The sequence below is a fragment of the Streptomyces sp. NPDC004284 genome, from assembly GCF_042874035.1.
Classification (GTDB): domain Bacteria; phylum Actinomycetota; class Actinomycetes; order Streptomycetales; family Streptomycetaceae; genus Streptomyces.
In genome coordinates, this window is record NZ_JBIAMJ010000001.1 from 31388 (window position 1) to 48753 (window position 17366).

Consider the following 17366-nt stretch of genomic DNA (forward strand, 5'->3'; position numbering starts at 1 on the left):
GCGCGGTTTCTGTTCGACGTAGGGGCCCAAGACCACGTATGCTCACTCCTCGTTGGCCCGCACCGACCACATCTCACGATGCGGTACGTTGGGGGCACCGACAAAGGGTCGTAGCTCAATTGGTAGAGCACCGGTCTCCAAAACCGGCGGTTGGGGGTTCAAGTCCCTCCGGCCCTGCTACACACACCGCCAGGTGTTGTGCGCATGTGTACGTACTTCATTGCACCGCCGTGCGGCTCCACCCGGGCGCGGCACGGCCGACCCGGAATCAGGTGAGACATCGTGACGGACGCCGTAGGCTCCATCGACACGCCTGATGCCGACGACGACACCGCTGAGTCGAAGAAGAAGTCCCGCAAGGGCGGGAAGCGCGGAAAGAAGGGCCCCCTGGGCCGTCTCGCGCTCTTCTACCGCCAGATCATCGCCGAGCTTCGCAAGGTCGTCTGGCCCACGCGGAACCAGCTGACGTCGTACACCTCCGTGGTGATTGTCTTCGTCGTCATCATGATCGGCCTTGTCACCGTGATTGACTATGGCTTCCAGGAAGCAGTCAAGTACGTCTTCGGCTGACTTTTTGTTCCACCCCATCTGTATCGCAGGAAGAAGCAGCCACCGTGTCTGACGCGAACCTGAACGACGCCTTCGAGTCCGAGTCCGTCGAGGACGAGCTGGACATCATCGAGGCCGCCGACGAGGACGACGAGGACGTCGAGGTCGACGCTGCTGAGGACGCTGCGGACGAGGACGTCGAGGTCGAGATCGACGAGGACGTCGAGGCCGACGAGGACGCCGAGGACGAGGACGTCGAGGTCGAGGACGTCGAGGACGAGGACGTCGAGGACGAGGACGCCGAGGAGGAGGCCGAGCCGGCCGCCCCGGTCGACCCGGTCGCCGCGCTCCGCGAGGAGCTCCGCACCCTCCCCGGCGAGTGGTACGTCATCCACACCTACGCGGGCTACGAGAAGCGCGTGAAGGCCAACCTCGAGCAGCGTGCCGTCTCGCTCAACGTCGAGGACTTCATCTACCAGGCCGAGGTCCCCGAGGAAGAGATCGTCCAGATCAAGGGCGGCGAGCGGAAGAACATCAAGCAGAACAAGCTCCCCGGCTACGTCCTCGTCCGCATGGACCTGACGAACGAGTCCTGGGGCGTCGTCCGCAACACCCCCGGCGTCACCGGCTTCGTGGGCAACGCCTACGACCCGTACCCGCTGACCCTGGACGAGATCGTCAAGATGCTCGCCCCGGAGGCCGAGGAGAAGGCCGCCCGCGAGGCCGCCGAGGCCGAGGGCAAGCCGGCTCCGGCCCGCAAGCTGGAGGTCCAGGTCCTGGACTTCGAGGTCGGCGACTCGGTCACCGTCACCGACGGCCCGTTCGCGACCCTCCAGGCCACGATCAACGAGATCAACCCGGACTCGAAGAAGGTCAAGGGCCTCGTCGAGATCTTCGGTCGCGAGACCCCGGTCGAGCTCAGCTTCGACCAGATCCAGAAGAACTGATCTCACCGTCTTCCGACCAGGTCAGAGTGGCTCTCGCAGCCGCTCTGACCTGCTCGGTTTTTGGCCGCACGTCTATACCCGTTATCGTTGTGCGGTATGCCTGCATCCGGATGACCGGAAGGCGGGCTGAACACTCTCACTAGGACCCGGAGAGAGCAATGCCTCCCAAGAAGAAGAAGGTCACGGGGCTTATCAAGCTCCAGATCAACGCTGGTGCGGCCAACCCGGCCCCGCCGGTCGGCCCCGCGCTGGGTCAGCACGGCGTCAACATCATGGAGTTCTGCAAGGCCTACAACGCCGCGACCGAGTCGCAGCGTGGCATGGTCGTGCCGGTGGAGATCACGGTCTACGAAGACCGCACCTTCACCTTCATCACCAAGACTCCGCCGGCCGCCAAGCTGATCCTCAAGGCCGCGGGTGTGGAGAAGGGCTCCGGCGAGCCGCACAAGACCAAGGTCGCCAAGCTCACGGCCGCCCAGGTCCGCGAGATCGCCACGGTCAAGCTCCCCGACCTCAACGCCAACGACCTGGACGCCGCGTCCAAGATCATCGCTGGCACCGCCCGCTCCATGGGCATCACGGTCGAGGGCTGATCACCCCCCGTTTGACCTAGTGGTAGGGCCGGCGCGGTCCGCACCACGACTCCATACCTGAACCAACAGGAGAAGCAGTGAAGCGCAGCAAGGCTCTCCGCAACGCGGACGCCAAGGTCGACCGCGAGCGGCTCTACGCTCCCCTCGAGGCCGTCCGCCTCGCCAAGGAGACCGCCACCACGAAGTTCGACGGCACCGTCGAGGTCGCCTTCCGCCTGGGTGTCGACCCGCGCAAGGCCGACCAGATGGTCCGTGGCACCGTGAACCTTCCGCACGGCACCGGTAAGACCGCCCGGGTCCTGGTCTTCGCGACCGGTGACCGTGCCGAGGCCGCGATCGCCGCGGGCGCCGACATCGTCGGCTCCGACGAGCTCATCGACGAGATCTCCAAGGGCAACCGCCTGAACGAGTTCGACGCCGTTGTGGCCACCCCGGACCTCATGGGCAAGGTCGGCCGCCTCGGCCGCGTCCTCGGCCCGCGTGGTCTCATGCCGAACCCCAAGGTCGGCACCGTCACCCCCGATGTCGCGAAGGCTGTCAACGACATCAAGGGCGGCAAGATCGAGTTCCGCGTCGACAAGCACTCGAACCTGCACTTCATCATCGGCAAGGTCTCCTTCGACGAGACGAAGCTGGTCGAGAACTACGCCGCGGCCCTGGAGGAGATCCTCCGTCTGAAGCCGTCCGCCGCGAAGGGTCGCTACATCAAGAAGGCGGCCATCACGACGACGATGGGCCCCGGCATCCCGCTGGACTCCAACCGCACCCGCAACCTCCTCGTCGAGGAGGACCCGGCCGCGGTCTGAACCTCACAGGTTCGCTGAGTGGTCAGCCGGCCCCGCACCTCTCCGGAGGTGCGGGGCCGGCTCTTTGTTACGGTTCAAAGAACCGTAAAGACTTCGATCAAGGGGTGGGGAACTCTGATGAGCAAGTCCGCTTGGAAGCGTGCCGGTGTCGCCCTGACGGCCGTGGCCGTCGTGACGGGTGTCGCGGGCTGTCAGGACGACGGGGACTCCAAGGCGGCCCCCAAGGAGGCCCCCAAGGCCTCCGCCGAGGCCTCCTCCGGGGCGCAGAGCCACGGGGACGCCACGAAGGTCATCCAGGCCGCGTACGAGAAGACCTCGCAGGCCAAGGCCGCCAAGGTCAAGATGACCATGAGCGTGGAGGGCGTCGGCGCCGAGTCGGGTGCCATCGAGATGAGCGGCGTCCAGAGCTGGGCCCCGGCGGCGATGGACATCACCATGAAGGGCTCCATGCTCTCCAAGGGCAACCCGGACGCGCCCGAGCAGATGCGCATGATCATGCTCGACGACGTCATGTACATGGACGCGGGTGCCAAGCAGGCCGCCGAGATGGACGGCAAGCGCTGGATGAAGCTGGACCTGGGCGCCGCGGCCGGGGCCACCGGCGACAAGGCGATGCAGAAGCAGCTGACCGGCGGCCTGGACAACATGAACCAGGACCCGGCCCAGCAGCTCGCCCTGCTCCTGGACTCCCCGGACCTGAAGCACATCGGCGCCGAGAAGATCGACGGCCTGCAGACCCAGCACTACAAGGGCACGCTCACCTTCGAGCAGATGCTCAAGTCCAACGAGTCGTCGAAGCTCCTCTCCAAGGAGGACCACGACAAGCTCATCGCCAACGTGAAGAAGACGGGTCTCAAGGGCTACGACACCGAGCTCTGGGTCACCGAGGACGGCTACCCGGCCCGCATGGACATCGGCATGACCATGGCCGAGGGCACGATGCGGGTCCGGGCCGACTACACCGACTACGGCACCCAGATCGCCGTACAGGCCCCGCCGGCCAAGGACACCTTCGACCTCTTCGAGATGCTCAAGGGGATGGGCACAGCCTGATTTGCCCCTGGGCGCCCCGGTCGCGTACGCTTCCACAGAAGCCAAAGACCGCTGGTCGTTGCTGTGCCCTTACCGGGTGCGGTGGCCGAAGGATCCGCTGACAACGGACGACCCGCGCAGGTGACTGTGGAAGTGTTCCCGGACTTCATCGTCCGGTCGAGCTCAGCCCCGTGCGCCTGCGCCCGGGGCGTTTTGTTTTGTCCAGCCCCCTTCTGAGCGGTCCTCATCACCCGGAAGGAGGCCGACGCACTATGCCGACGCCCAACAAGGCTGCATCGGTGGCCGAGCTCAAGGACGCGTTCCAGAGCTCCAACGCCGCCGTGCTGACCGAGTACCGGGGTCTCACCGTCGCGCAGCTCAAGACGCTGCGTCGCTCTCTCGGTGAGAACGCCCAGTACGCCGTGGTGAAGAACACGCTGACCAAGATTGCGGCCAACGAGGCCGGGATCACCGCACTGGACGAGCACTTCGCTGGTCCGACCGCGGTCGCCTTCGTCACCGGTGACCCGGTGGAGTCGGCGAAGGCCCTGCGTGACTTCGCCAAGGAGAACCCGAACCTCATCATCAAGGCCGGTGTCCTTGACGGTAAGGCTCTCTCCGCCGACGACATCAAGAAGCTTGCGGACCTCGAGTCCCGCGAGGTTCTGCTCAGCAAGCTGGCCGGTGCCTTCAAGGGCAAGCAGTCTCAGGCTGCCTCGCTCTTCCAGGCGCTGCCGTCGAAGTTCGTCCGCACCGCGGAAGCGCTTCGCGTCAAGCTCGCCGAGCAGGGCGGTGCCGAGTAATTCGGCTCGCGCATTGATCCGCGCCGCCTAGTGCGCGGGTCGTAGCGGGCCGTTACGCCCGCCTCTATAGACACATCGGCACCTGCCGAATTAGTGGAAGGATCGCCCATCATGGCGAAGCTCTCTCAGGACGACCTCCTCGCCCAGTTCGAGGAGATGACCCTCATCGAGCTCTCCGAGTTCGTGAAGGCCTTCGAGGAGAAGTTCGACGTCACCGCCGCTGCCGCCGTCGCCGTCGCCGGCCCGGCCGCCACGGGCGCCGTTGCCGAGGCCGCCGAGGAGCAGGACGAGTTCGACGTCATCCTCGAGGGTGCCGGCGACAAGAAGATCCAGGTCATCAAGGTCGTGCGCGAGCTCACCTCCCTGGGCCTCAAGGAGGCCAAGGACCTCGTCGACGGCACCCCGAAGCCGGTCCTCGAGAAGGTTGCCAAGGAGGCCGCTGAGAAGGCCGCCGAGGCCCTCAAGGCCGCTGGCGCCTCCGTCACGGTCAAGTAAGACCGTTTCGGCTCGCTGAGCTGACTTCTGCCCCCGTGTAACGCGGGGGCAGCGAAAGGCGATCATCCATCTGGGTGGTCGCCTTTCGGCGTTCCCCGGAAGCGGGCGTGGCGGGGGGCCTCAAGGCCGCCGCGAGCGGAGTATGGTGATCTTCGCCGTGCGCCCCGCTGACCGGGGGGCCTTGACGAACCGCACGCAGCGCGCAATTCTCAGGACGCGTCGTCACAACGATCCGTTTCCGAGGCATGGATCGACGACTGAACGGGCAGTATCGAGGTGCGCCGCACGGCGCGAGGTACCGCGGAGTTGAGAGCAACGAGGGTCGCGAAGAAGTCGCCCTGGACATCAGTGAGCCAAGTGGCTACACTGACCCTTTGCGCTGCCTGTTAGCTGCCTCCTGCCCGTCACCAGGGGCATACCTTCGCATCAGCTTCGTGGACCGACCCCGTCTGACCTGGCCTTTTGGTCATCTCAGGAAAAGTCTGCCGTGAAGTGTTGCTGGGGACCGGTACGCGCGTAGTGAGTCCGAGCCCTCGGAAGGACCCCCTCTTGGCCGCCTCGCGCAACGCCTCGACCAATACGAACAACGGCGCAAGCACCGCCCCGCTGCGCATCTCCTTTGCAAAGATCAAGGAGCCCCTCGAGGTTCCGAACCTCCTCGCGCTGCAGACCGAGAGCTTTGACTGGCTGCTCGGCAACGCCGCCTGGAAGGCTCGCGTCGAGGCTGCCCTTGAGTCGGGACAGGACGTCCCCACGAAGTCCGGTCTGGAGGAGATCTTCGAGGAGATCTCCCCGATCGAGGACTTCTCCGGGTCGATGTCGCTGACCTTCCGCGACCACCGCTTCGAGCCGCCGAAGAACTCGATCGACGAGTGCAAGGACCGTGACTTCACGTACGGCGCCCCGCTCTTCGTCACCGCCGAGTTCACCAACAACGAGACCGGCGAGATCAAGTCCCAGACGGTCTTCATGGGCGACTTCCCGCTCATGACGAACAAGGGCACCTTCGTCATCAACGGCACCGAGCGTGTCGTCGTGTCGCAGCTCGTCCGCTCGCCGGGTGTCTACTTCGACTCCTCCATCGACAAGACGTCCGACAAGGACATCTTCTCCGCCAAGATCATCCCGTCCCGGGGTGCCTGGCTGGAGATGGAGATCGACAAGCGCGACCTGGTCGGTGTCCGCATCGACCGCAAGCGCAAGCAGTCCGTCACCGTCCTCCTCAAGGCCCTCGGCTGGACCACCGAGCAGATCCTGCAGGAGTTCGGCGAGTACGAGTCCATGCGCGCCACCCTGGAGAAGGACCACACCCAGGGCCAGGACGACGCGCTGCTCGACATCTACCGCAAGCTGCGCCCGGGCGAGCCGCCGACCCGTGAGGCCGCTCAGACGCTGCTCGAGAACCTCTACTTCAACCCGAAGCGCTACGACCTCGCGAAGGTCGGCCGCTACAAGGTGAACAAGAAGCTCGGCGCCGACGAGCCGCTGGACGCCGGCGTGCTCACCACCGACGACGTCATCGCCACGATCAAGTACCTGGTCAAGCTCCACGCGGGCGAGACCGAGACGATCGGTGAGAACGGCAACGAGATCGTCGTCGAGACCGACGACATCGACCACTTCGGCAACCGTCGTCTGCGCAACGTCGGCGAGCTCATCCAGAACCAGGTCCGCACGGGTCTGGCTCGTATGGAGCGCGTCGTCCGCGAGCGGATGACCACCCAGGACGTCGAGGCGATCACGCCGCAGACCCTGATCAACATCCGGCCGGTCGTCGCCTCCATCAAGGAGTTCTTCGGCACCAGCCAGCTGTCCCAGTTCATGGACCAGAACAACCCGCTGTCGGGTCTGACGCACAAGCGTCGTCTCTCGGCGCTGGGCCCTGGTGGTCTCTCCCGTGAGCGGGCCGGCTTCGAGGTCCGAGACGTGCACCCGTCCCACTACGGACGCATGTGCCCGATCGAGACCCCCGAAGGCCCGAACATCGGTCTGATCGGTTCGCTCGCCTCGTACGGCCGCGTCAACGCGTTCGGCTTCATCGAGACGCCGTACCGCAAGGTCGTCGACGGCCAGGTCACCGACGAGGTCGACTACGTCACCGCCGACGAGGAGGACCGGTTCGTCATCGCGCAGGCCAACGCCGCGCTCAACGACGAGCTGCAGTTCACCGAGGCCCGCGTCCTGGTCCGCAAGCGTGGCGGCGAGGTCGACTACGTCGAGCCGTCGGACGTGGACTACATGGACGTCTCGCCGCGCCAGATGGTGTCGGTCGCGACCGCCATGATCCCGTTCCTCGAGCACGACGACGCCAACCGTGCCCTCATGGGCGCGAACATGATGCGTCAGGCCGTCCCGCTGATTAAGTCGGAGGCCCCGCTCGTCGGCACCGGCATGGAGTACCGCTGCGCCACCGACGCCGGCGACGTGCTCAAGGCCGAGAAGGACGGTGTCGTCCAGGAGCTGTCGGCCGACTACATCACGGTCGCCAACGACGACGGCACGTACATCACGTACCGCCTGCACAAGTTCTCCCGCTCCAACCAGGGCACCTCTGTGAACCAGAAGGTCGTCGTGGACGAGGGGCAGCGCGTCATCGAGGGCCAGGTCCTCGCCGACGGTCCCGCCACCGAAGAGGGCGAGATGGCCCTCGGCAAGAACCTCCTCGTGGCGTTCATGCCGTGGGAGGGCCACAACTACGAGGACGCGATCATCCTGTCGCAGCGCCTCGTGCAGGACGACGTCCTCTCCTCGATCCACATCGAGGAGCACGAGGTCGACGCCCGTGACACCAAGCTCGGCCCCGAGGAGATCACCCGGGACATCCCGAACGTCTCCGAGGAGGTCCTCGCGGACCTCGACGAGCGCGGCATCATCCGCATCGGTGCCGAGGTCGTCGCCGGCGACATCCTGGTCGGCAAGGTCACCCCGAAGGGTGAGACCGAGCTGACCCCGGAGGAGCGCCTGCTCCGCGCGATCTTCGGCGAGAAGGCCCGTGAGGTCCGTGACACCTCGCTGAAGGTGCCGCACGGCGAGATCGGCAAGATCATCGGCGTCCGCGTCTTCGACCGCGAGGAGGGCGACGAGCTTCCCCCGGGCGTGAACCAGCTGGTCCGCGTCTACGTCGCCCAGAAGCGCAAGATCACCGACGGTGACAAGCTCGCCGGCCGTCACGGCAACAAGGGTGTCATCTCCAAGATCCTCCCGATCGAGGACATGCCCTTCCTCGAGGACGGCACCCCGGTCGACATCATCCTCAACCCGCTGGGTGTCCCGTCCCGAATGAACCCGGGACAGGTCCTGGAGATCCACCTCGGCTGGCTCGCCAGCCGCGGCTGGGACGTCTCCGGCCTCGCGGACGAGTGGGCGCAGCGCCTCCAGGCGATCGGCGCCGACCAGGTCGCCCCCGGCACCAACGTCGCGACCCCGGTCTTCGACGGTGCGCGTGAGGACGAGCTCGCGGGTCTGCTCCAGCACACCATCCCGAACCGCGACGGCGAGCGCATGGTGCTCCCGTCCGGCAAGGCGCGCCTGTTCGACGGCCGCTCCGGCGAGCCGTTCCCGGACCCGATCTCCGTCGGGTACATGTACATCCTCAAGCTGCACCACCTGGTCGACGACAAGCTGCACGCGCGTTCGACCGGTCCGTACTCGATGATCACCCAGCAGCCGCTGGGTGGTAAGGCCCAGTTCGGTGGCCAGCGCTTCGGTGAGATGGAGGTGTGGGCGCTGGAGGCTTACGGCGCCGCGTACGCCCTCCAGGAGCTGCTGACGATCAAGTCCGACGACGTGACCGGCCGCGTGAAGGTCTACGAGGCCATCGTCAAGGGCGAGAACATCCCTGAGCCCGGCATCCCCGAGTCCTTCAAGGTCCTCATCAAGGAGATGCAGTCCCTGTGCCTCAACGTGGAGGTGCTGTCCTCGGACGGCATGTCCATCGAGATGCGCGACACCGACGAGGACGTCTTCCGCGCAGCGGAGGAGCTCGGCATCGACCTGTCCCGGCGCGAGCCGAGCAGCGTCGAAGAGGTCTGACGGGAGTCCGGCGGGGGCTCAGCGATGAGCCCCCGCCGGCCCCAGGACCCCCGTATCAGACCCCACAGCCTTACAACCCTGAGAGGGATTGACGCATAGTGCTCGACGTCAACTTCTTCGACGAGCTCCGGATCGGTCTGGCCACCGCTGACGACATCCGTCAGTGGAGCCACGGCGAGGTCAAGAAGCCGGAGACCATCAACTACCGCACCCTGAAGCCCGAAAAGGACGGACTCTTCTGCGAGAAGATCTTCGGTCCGACCCGGGACTGGGAGTGCTACTGCGGCAAGTACAAGCGCGTCCGCTTCAAGGGCATCATCTGTGAGCGGTGTGGCGTCGAGGTCACCCGCGCCAAGGTGCGCCGTGAGCGGATGGGCCACATCGAGCTCGCCGCCCCCGTCACCCACATCTGGTACTTCAAGGGCGTTCCCTCGCGCCTTGGCTACCTGCTCGACCTCGCCCCGAAGGACCTGGAGAAGGTCATCTACTTCGCGGCGTACATGATCACGTACGTCGACGACGAGCGTCGTACGCGTGACCTGCCCTCCCTGGAGGCGCACGTCTCCGTCGAGCGTCAGCAGATCGAGAACCGTCGCGACTCCGACCTGGAGGCCCGCGCCAAGAAGCTCGAGAACGACCTCGCCGAGCTGGAGGCCGAGGGCGCCAAGGCCGACGTGCGCCGCAAGGTGCGCGAGGGTGCCGAGCGCGAGATGAAGCAGCTGCGCGACCGCGCGCAGCGCGAGATCGACCGTCTGGACGAGGTCTGGTCCCGCTTCAAGAACCTCAAGGTCCAGGACCTGGAGGGCGACGAGCTCCTCTACCGCGAGCTGCGTGACCGCTTCGGCACGTACTTCGACGGTTCGATGGGTGCCGCGGCGCTGCAGAAGCGCCTGGAGTCCTTCGACCTCGACGAGGAGGCCGAGCGCCTCCGCGAGATCATCCGTACCGGCAAGGGCCAGAAGAAGACCCGTGCGCTCAAGCGCCTCAAGGTCGTCTCCGCGTTCCTGCAGACCGCGAACAGCCCCAAGGGCATGGTTCTCGACTGCGTGCCGGTCATCCCGCCGGACCTGCGTCCGATGGTGCAGCTGGACGGTGGCCGCTTCGCGACCTCCGACCTGAACGACCTGTACCGCCGCGTGATCAACCGCAACAACCGTCTGAAGCGTCTGCTCGACCTCGGTGCCCCCGAGATCATCGTGAACAACGAGAAGCGGATGCTCCAGGAGGCGGTCGACGCCCTCTTCGACAACGGCCGTCGTGGTCGCCCGGTCACGGGCCCCGGCAACCGTCCGCTGAAGTCCCTCAGCGACATGCTGAAGGGCAAGCAGGGTCGATTCCGTCAGAACCTGCTCGGCAAGCGTGTCGACTACTCGGCGCGTTCCGTCATCGTCGTCGGCCCGCAGCTCAAGCTGCACCAGTGCGGTCTGCCGAAGGCCATGGCGCTGGAGCTCTTCAAGCCGTTCGTGATGAAGCGCCTGGTCGACCTGAACCACGCGCAGAACATCAAGTCCGCCAAGCGGATGGTCGAGCGCGGCCGCACGGTCGTGTACGACGTCCTCGAAGAGGTCATCGCCGAGCACCCGGTCCTGCTGAACCGTGCGCCCACGCTGCACCGCCTCGGCATCCAGGCCTTCGAGCCGCAGCTGGTCGAGGGCAAGGCCATCCAGATCCACCCGCTCGTCTGCACCGCGTTCAACGCGGACTTCGACGGTGACCAGATGGCCGTCCACCTGCCGCTCTCCGCGGAGGCGCAGGCCGAGGCCCGCATCCTGATGCTGTCCTCGAACAACATCCTGAAGCCGGCCGACGGCCGTCCGGTCACGATGCCGACCCAGGACATGGTCCTCGGTCTGTTCTTCCTGACCACCGACGGCGAGCTCCGTGACACCAAGGGCGAGGGCCGCGCGTTCGGCTCCACGGCCGAGGCGATCATGGCGTTCGACGCCGGCGAGCTCGCGCTCCAGTCGGAGATCGAGATCCGCTTCCCCGTCGGCACCGTCGCTCCGCGTGGCTGGGTTCCCCCGGTCGCGGAGGAGGGCGAGCCGGAGTGGCAGCAGGGTGACACGTTCCGTCTGCGGACGACCCTGGGCCGCGCGCTCTTCAACGAGCTGCTGCCCGAGGACTACCCGTTCGTCGACTACTCCGTCGGCAAGAAGCAGCTCTCCGAGATCGTCAACGACCTCGCCGAGCGCTACCCCAAGGTCATCGTGGCGGCGACGCTCGACAACCTGAAGGCGGCGGGCTTCTACTGGGCGACCCGTTCCGGCGTCACCGTGGCCATCTCCGACGTCGTCGTTCCCGAGGCGAAGAAGGAGATCGTCAAGGGCTACGAGGCGCAGGACGAGAAGGTCCAGAAGCAGTACGAGCGCGGTCTGATCACCAAGGAAGAGCGCACGCAGGAGCTCATCGCGATCTGGACCAAGGCGACCAACGAGGTCGCCGAGGCGATGAACGCGAACTTCCCGCGGACGAACCCCATCTTCATGATGGTTGACTCGGGTGCCCGAGGAAACATGATGCAGATGCGTCAGATCGCCGGTATGCGTGGTCTGGTGTCCAACGCCAAGAACGAGACGATCCCGCGTCCCATCAAGGCGTCGTTCCGCGAGGGCCTCACCGTCCTCGAGTACTTCATCTCCACGCACGGTGCCCGTAAGGGTCTCGCCGACACCGCCCTGCGTACCGCCGACTCGGGTTACCTGACCCGTCGTCTGGTGGACGTCTCGCAGGACGTCATCATCCGCGAGGAGGACTGTGGCACCGAGCGCGGTCTGAAGCTGCGGATCGCGGCCAAGGACGAGGCCGGTGTCCTGCGGAAGACGGACGACGTCGAGACCTCCGTGTACGCGCGGATGCTCGCCGAGGACGTCGTCGTCGACGGCAAGGTCATCGCGCCGGCCAACGTCGACCTGGGTGACGTGCTCATCGACGCCCTGGTCAACGCGGGCGTCGAGGAGGTCAAGACCCGTTCGGTCCTGACCTGTGAGTCCGCCGTCGGCACCTGTGCGTTCTGCTACGGCCGTTCGCTCGCCACCGGCAAGCTGGTCGACATCGGTGAGGCGGTCGGCATCATCGCCGCCCAGTCCATCGGTGAGCCCGGTACCCAGCTGACGATGCGTACCTTCCACACCGGTGGTGTGGCCGGTGACGACATCACCCAGGGTCTGCCCCGTGTCGTCGAGCTCTTCGAGGCGCGGCAGCCGAAGGGTGTCGCCCCGATCTCCGAGGCGGCCGGTCGCGTCCGCATCGAGGAGACCGAGAAGACCAAGAAGATCGTCGTCACCCCGGACGACGGCACCGACGAGACGGCGTTCCCGATCTCGAAGCGTGCCCGTCTGCTCGTGGGCGAGGGCGACCACGTCGAGGTGGGCCAGAAGCTCACCGTGGGTGCCACCAACCCGCACGACGTGCTCCGGATCCTCGGTCAGCGCGCGGTCCAGGTCCACCTGGTCGGCGAAGTCCAGAAGGTCTACAACTCGCAGGGCGTGTCGATCCACGACAAGCACATCGAGATCATCATCCGGCAGATGCTGCGCCGCGTGACGATCATCGAGTCCGGCGACGCGGAGCTCCTGCCGGGCGAGCTGGTCGAGCGTTCGAAGTTCGAGACCGAGAACCGTCGTGTGGTCACCGAGGGCGGTCACCCCGCCTCCGGCCGTCCGCAGCTGATGGGTATCACCAAGGCCTCGCTGGCGACGGAGTCCTGGCTGTCGGCCGCCTCCTTCCAGGAGACGACCCGAGTCCTGACGGATGCGGCGATCAACGCCAAGTCCGACAGCCTCATCGGCCTCAAGGAGAACGTCATCATCGGTAAGCTCATCCCGGCCGGTACGGGTCTGTCCCGCTACCGCAACATCCGGGTCGAGCCGACCGAGGAGGCCAAGGCCGCGATGTACTCGGCCGTCGGCTACGACGACATCGACTACTCGCCGTTCGGCTCGGGCTCCGGCCAGGCCGTTCCGCTGGAGGACTACGACTACGGTCCGTACAACCAGTAAGCGAGTCGCTTGACCGAAGGGCGGTCACCCCGTGCGGGGTGGCCGCCCTTCGGCGTTCCGCTAGCCGAGGAGCGCGCGGTGCACGCGCAGGAGCGCGCGGGTGCCGACGGCGAGGACGGCGGGGGCGTCCTCGGCGGGGACCCGGCGGGCGAGCGCGAGGGCGTCGACCACGATGGCGTAGTCGTCCACGATCGCCCGGGGCGTGTCCGGATGGGTCGCGGCGGCGGCGTACTCGGCGGCCACCGCGCCGTACTCGATGACGGTGAGCCGGACGTCGACGTCGACGTCGACGCCCGCGTCGGGATCGCTGGACGGGAGGTGCGGGGATACGGGCGGGTCTCGGTCGTCCGTCGCCATGACGGTCCCCCTTCGTCGGCTGGTCGAGCTCTTCTGCAGTGTCCGCCCGGACGGCCCGGGGGGACAGGGCCGCGAACCGGCCGTACGGGGAGGTTCTTCCTGCCGGGGCCCGGCAAGGGGCGGGGCCGTCCCGGCGGTGGGGTCGGGGCCCCGCCGCCGGGGGTGGGGTTTCAGCGGGCCGCGAGTTCCCAGGCCGTGACGGCGACCGTGGCGACCGCGGCGAGGGCGCCGATGCTGGCGAGGGGCCAGCGGGCGCGTTCCAGGGCGTCGAGGCGGGCCTCGTGGTCGGCGAGTTGTTTGTCGGTCTGGTCGCTGCGCTGGACGAGCAGGGCGAGCGAGCCGTCGACGCGGGCGAAGCCGGCCTCGAGGGTGCCGCGGAGCCGCTCCAGTTCGAGGGCGACGGCGACGGGGTCGTTCGGGTCAGGCTCGGTCATCGGCACCGCCCTGGGTGGGGCGCAGCCAGGACGGCAGCAGGTTCTGCACCGGGTCGAGGGCCATCACCCGGGCCAGTCCGCCGGCGACGGCCAGCGCCCCGGCGACCCAGGGGAGGGTCGCGGGGATGCCGGAGGCGTCGACGATCGCGGGGAGCACGACGGCGATGCCGACGGCGGACTGGAGGACGGTACGGGCCGTGCGCTTGGCGGCATCGGACATCACTGTGCTCCTTGCGGTTACTTCGTGTACGGGACCTTGAGGGCGTTCCAGGAGGCGGCGCCCGGGATGCCGTCGGCGTCGGAGCCGCGGAAGCCGAGCTTGTGCTGCCACTTGGCGTAGCTGAGCCGGTCGGCCTCGCCCCAGCGGGGGCTCGGGCCGACGGTGTACGCGGAGCAGCCCTCGGCGACGAGGCGGCGGCCCATGGCGGTGATGATCGGGGAGCTCGTCTCCGCGCGGAAGAACGAGGTGCCCGGGAAGGGCTGGAGGCGGGGGGCGGCCGGCTTGCCCGCGTCGGGGGAGGACTTGGCGGGGGCCTTGTTCAGCCGGGCCTGGACGCGGTCGCGCATCGTCGGCATGGCGAAGCCCCTGGGGTCGTCCTTCCAGTCGGACCACTCCTTGTGGCCGATGACGGAGCGGGCGCCCCAGCCGTGGGCCCGGCACAGGGCGGCGGAGACCCGTTCGATGGCGTCGAGCTGGGCGGGCGGCCAGGGGTCGGTGCCGTCGCCGAGGTTGACGCATTCGAAGCCGTAGAAGCGGGAGTTGCCGTCGACGGCGCCGGCGCTGCCCTGGTGCTCGCGCGGGGTGGGCGGCCGCTCGCCGTACGTCTCGCTGATCACGGCCCGGAGGACGGACGGGTCGCCGCCGCCGGCGTGGTTGGCGCGGCCGTTGGCGACGAGGTGGACGCTGCCGTCCTTGGCGATGACGCCGTGGCAGAGCGGGCCCGGGAGTCCTTCGTATCCGTTGAAGCACATCTCGACGGAGTTGGCGGTGCCGGCGGAGACGGTGTGGTGGATGATCACGCCGGTGACCGGGCCCCAGGCGCCGACGTGGTTGCGGTTGTGGGTGCGCCAGCCGGGGTGCTCGACGACGTCGACGCCTTCGGCGCGGAGCGCGGCGACGAACCGGTCCGCGGTGAGGGGAGTGGCCATCTGGTGTCCTCCGGACATGAAAAAGGCCCGAGCCGGGGAAGCCGGTCGGGCGTGCGGGGTGGGGGGACTGTTACGGGGCGGGCGCCGGGGCCGTCGGGGCCCAGGCCGCGCACAGGGCCGTGAAGGCGGCCCGGCCGGCCTCGAAGTCGGCGAGGGCGGCCGTCACCGCGCGCTGGACGGCGGTCTGGTCGGGGACGGCCGGGACGCCGTCGCGCGCGTCCACGACGATCAGGCCGGAGCCGCGCAGGACGGCGTCGCCGGTGCCCTTCTCGGTGACCTCGGCGGTGACGTACACCGAGGGGTACTGGCCGGTGACCGGGTCGCGCTGCAGGGTGTAGCCCATGGTGTTGTCGTACACGCGGACGACGAGGGTGTGGCCGCCCTCGGTGACGGTGGCGCGGCCCGCGTAGTCGATGGCCACGCCCCAGGGCTGGGTGGGGTCGATGTTCATGGGGTGGTCCTCCCGGGTCAGGTCTGGGCGCCGTGGATGAGGGCGGGCTGGGCGTAGACCGTGCCGGCACTGGCCAGGGCCTGGATCTCGATGGTCATCGTCTGTCCGAACCGGGTCTTCATGTCGCCGGGGAGCAGACCGAGGTAGTCGTAGGTGGTGCCCGCGGTGACCGTGGGGCCGAAGGGGGCGCCGTCGACGAGGACCCGCACCTGGCCGGTGCCGCCGCTCGACGCCGCCGTGTAGACGGAGAGGCGCATCTTCGGCTGCCAGATGGGGTTCATGCAGCGGGCGACGGTGGTGAAGGCGGGGGCGGTGGTGGAGGGCCACTTGGCCGGGTCGGTGGCCAGCGGCGGCATGAGCTGGAGCCAGGGCCGGGCGAGGCCGCCGGTCATGATGTCGTCGGCGAAGATCTCGTGGTTGTAGCCGTCGAAGATCCGGAACAGCGGCCGGGTGATGGTGACGCTGTCGGACGGCGGGGGGCGGAACTCGTTGACGGCGGGACGGGTGTTCACGGCCGTGGACAGGGCCTTGATCCGGCGTTCCATCTGGTTGAGCCGGTCGATGATGTCCTCGGGCAGCTGGGGCATCAGGCCTCCTCGAGGTAGAGCTCGGCGGTGTCGGGGCGGCCGCGCTCCGGGGGAGTGACCTTGGCGCCGATGATGCGGTAGCGGGCGTCGAGGCCCTGGGAGTACCACTCGTCGGTGATCCGGATGCGGGCGACGCGGCCGAGGAGCTGCGGCGGGACGATCCCGCCGAGGTGGATGGAGACCGAGGGGATCACGACGGCGCCGCGGGCCTGGTCGAGCTCGGTGGCGGCCACCGAGTCGAGCGCGAGCGGGTCGGTGATCTCGTTGTGGTCCGAGGACAGGTCGATCAGCGGCCAGCCGTCCACGAGCAGGTCGCTGGCGTACTGCTGGGTGGAGTAGATCGGCCGGGACTCGGCGGCCGCGTTGGTGTTGGTGGAGGCGCCGCGGGCCAGGGCGGTGGTGCCGCCGCGGGTGGCGTCGTACGGGAAGGAGTACGACAGGATGACGCCGGGCCGGTCGAAGACCAGGTCGGTCGCGCCGATGACGATCTTGGGCTCGCCGAGGCGGAGCTGCCGGATCCGCTGCCCGGTGACCGGGTCGCGGTAGACCAGGATCTGGTACTCGAAGCCGTTCTCGGTGGCGGCGAGCTGGTCGAGCGCCTCCAGGTAGACGGTCTCGTCGCCCTTGCGCCACGAGGCCGTCTTCTTGTACTTGGGGACCTCGTCGCCGTAGGAGATCCCGAGGCGGCGGGGGTCCTGGCCCTCGGGGGCGTCGGGGTAGGTCTGGACGTCGAGCTCGCGCCAGAGCCGGCGGGCGATCTCCACCTGGTCGGTGGGGGTGTTGTACGTGATGTCCGTACGGATGCGGCGGCGTCCGGCGTACGAGTCGAAGGTGGCGGCCTGGATGCCGAGGGTCAGCACCCCGCGGCCGCTGGACTGCAGGGTGCTGGTCCAGACGATGCCGCCCCACCACAGGTCGCCGCCGCGCTCCAGGTAGACCGCGGTGCGGCCCTCCCGGACCTTCTTGACGCGGTCGGCGATGGCCTTGTCGGGGATGGGGATCGTGCCGGAGAGCGAGCCGGCCTTGCCGATGTAGTCGTCGAACGAGACGTCCCGCAGGGGGAGGATGTCGAGCGTCTGGTCGGTGAGCAGGTCGCAGAAGATCGCCCGGTAGGGCGTGTCGATGGCCATCGG

At 67.8% G+C, this 17366-nt stretch carries 16 protein-coding genes and 1 tRNA gene; 10 read left to right on the top strand and 7 right to left on the bottom strand.

Annotation, left to right across the window (positions count from 1 at the left end; translation table 11 throughout):
• The first annotated feature begins 104 nt into the window (after nucleotides 1–104).
• From ACFYUS_RS00180 to ACFYUS_RS00225, 10 genes are all read left to right on the top strand, one after another.
• Nucleotides 105–177: transfer RNA gene (locus ACFYUS_RS00180), tRNA-Trp, on the top strand.
• 105 nt (nucleotides 178–282) lie between these two features.
• On the top strand, nucleotides 283–570 hold the full coding sequence (gene secE, locus ACFYUS_RS00185) for a preprotein translocase subunit SecE (protein ID WP_388844007.1): 288 nt from the start codon (nucleotides 283–285) through the stop codon (nucleotides 568–570).
• Nucleotides 571–614: 44 nt separating this feature from the next.
• Entirely contained in the window at nucleotides 615–1496 is an 882-nt protein-coding gene (gene nusG / locus ACFYUS_RS00190; protein ID WP_388844009.1) for a transcription termination/antitermination protein NusG, read from the top strand.
• Nucleotides 1497–1654: 158 nt separating this feature from the next.
• A complete protein-coding gene (gene rplK / locus ACFYUS_RS00195) occupies nucleotides 1655–2089 on the top strand; it encodes a 50S ribosomal protein L11 (RefSeq protein WP_030687894.1) in 435 nt (144 codons plus the stop codon).
• A gap of 77 nt (nucleotides 2090–2166) precedes the next feature.
• Complete coding sequence (gene rplA / locus ACFYUS_RS00200) at nucleotides 2167–2895, top strand: 50S ribosomal protein L1 (protein WP_388844011.1); 729 nt, start codon at nucleotides 2167–2169, stop codon at nucleotides 2893–2895.
• 117 nt (nucleotides 2896–3012) lie between these two features.
• Nucleotides 3013–3948, top strand: coding sequence for a hypothetical protein (locus ACFYUS_RS00205; protein ID WP_388844013.1), 936 nt, complete (start codon nucleotides 3013–3015; stop codon nucleotides 3946–3948).
• 251 nt (nucleotides 3949–4199) lie between these two features.
• The gene (gene rplJ / locus ACFYUS_RS00210) at nucleotides 4200–4730 is read left to right on the top strand and encodes a 50S ribosomal protein L10 (protein WP_030687887.1); all 531 of its coding nucleotides are present in this window, start codon (nucleotides 4200–4202) and stop codon (nucleotides 4728–4730) included.
• A 111-nt stretch (nucleotides 4731–4841) separates the two neighbouring features.
• Nucleotides 4842–5225 (top strand): 50S ribosomal protein L7/L12, encoded by a 384-nt coding sequence (rplL, locus tag ACFYUS_RS00215; protein WP_388844015.1) that lies wholly within the window; start codon nucleotides 4842–4844, stop codon nucleotides 5223–5225.
• 549 nt (nucleotides 5226–5774) lie between these two features.
• Nucleotides 5775–9257: a DNA-directed RNA polymerase subunit beta gene (gene rpoB / locus ACFYUS_RS00220; RefSeq protein WP_388844016.1), complete on the top strand. Its 3483-nt coding sequence runs from the start codon at nucleotides 5775–5777 to the stop codon at nucleotides 9255–9257.
• A 98-nt stretch (nucleotides 9258–9355) separates the two neighbouring features.
• Nucleotides 9356–13255, top strand: a complete 3900-nt coding sequence (locus ACFYUS_RS00225) for a DNA-directed RNA polymerase subunit beta' (protein WP_189800405.1) — start codon at nucleotides 9356–9358, stop codon at nucleotides 13253–13255.
• A 60-nt stretch (nucleotides 13256–13315) separates the two neighbouring features.
• Here the strand turns inward: ACFYUS_RS00225 and ACFYUS_RS00230 are convergent, their stop codons facing one another.
• The 7 genes from ACFYUS_RS00230 to ACFYUS_RS00260 all read right to left on the bottom strand — a co-directional run bounded on the left by ACFYUS_RS00230 (nucleotide 13316) and on the right by ACFYUS_RS00260 (nucleotide 17363).
• The gene (locus tag ACFYUS_RS00230) at nucleotides 13316–13612 is read right to left on the bottom strand and encodes a hypothetical protein (RefSeq protein WP_388844018.1); all 297 of its coding nucleotides are present in this window, start codon (nucleotides 13610–13612) and stop codon (nucleotides 13316–13318) included.
• Nucleotides 13613–13782: 170 nt separating this feature from the next.
• A complete protein-coding gene (locus tag ACFYUS_RS00235; RefSeq protein ID WP_041130749.1) occupies nucleotides 13783–14046 on the bottom strand; it encodes a hypothetical protein in 264 nt (87 codons plus the stop codon).
• Nucleotides 14033–14266, bottom strand: a complete 234-nt coding sequence (locus ACFYUS_RS00240; RefSeq protein WP_388844020.1) for a hypothetical protein — start codon at nucleotides 14264–14266, stop codon at nucleotides 14033–14035. The genes ACFYUS_RS00235 and ACFYUS_RS00240 overlap by 14 nt, the downstream gene beginning before the upstream one ends.
• A 17-nt stretch (nucleotides 14267–14283) precedes the next feature.
• Complete coding sequence (locus tag ACFYUS_RS00245; RefSeq protein WP_388844022.1) at nucleotides 14284–15195, bottom strand: peptidoglycan-binding protein; 912 nt, start codon at nucleotides 15193–15195, stop codon at nucleotides 14284–14286.
• A gap of 70 nt (nucleotides 15196–15265) precedes the next feature.
• Complete coding sequence (locus ACFYUS_RS00250; protein WP_388844023.1) at nucleotides 15266–15646, bottom strand: ATP-binding protein; 381 nt, start codon at nucleotides 15644–15646, stop codon at nucleotides 15266–15268.
• 17 nt (nucleotides 15647–15663) lie between these two features.
• Nucleotides 15664–16233 carry a hypothetical protein gene (locus ACFYUS_RS00255; protein ID WP_388844024.1) on the bottom strand — a complete coding sequence of 190 codons (570 nt, stop codon included), beginning with the start codon at nucleotides 16231–16233 and terminating at the stop codon, nucleotides 15664–15666.
• On the bottom strand, nucleotides 16233–17363 hold the full coding sequence (locus tag ACFYUS_RS00260; RefSeq protein WP_388844026.1) for a hypothetical protein: 1131 nt from the start codon (nucleotides 17361–17363) through the stop codon (nucleotides 16233–16235). The genes ACFYUS_RS00255 and ACFYUS_RS00260 overlap by 1 nt, the downstream gene beginning before the upstream one ends.
• Nucleotides 17364–17366 lie beyond the last annotated feature (3 nt).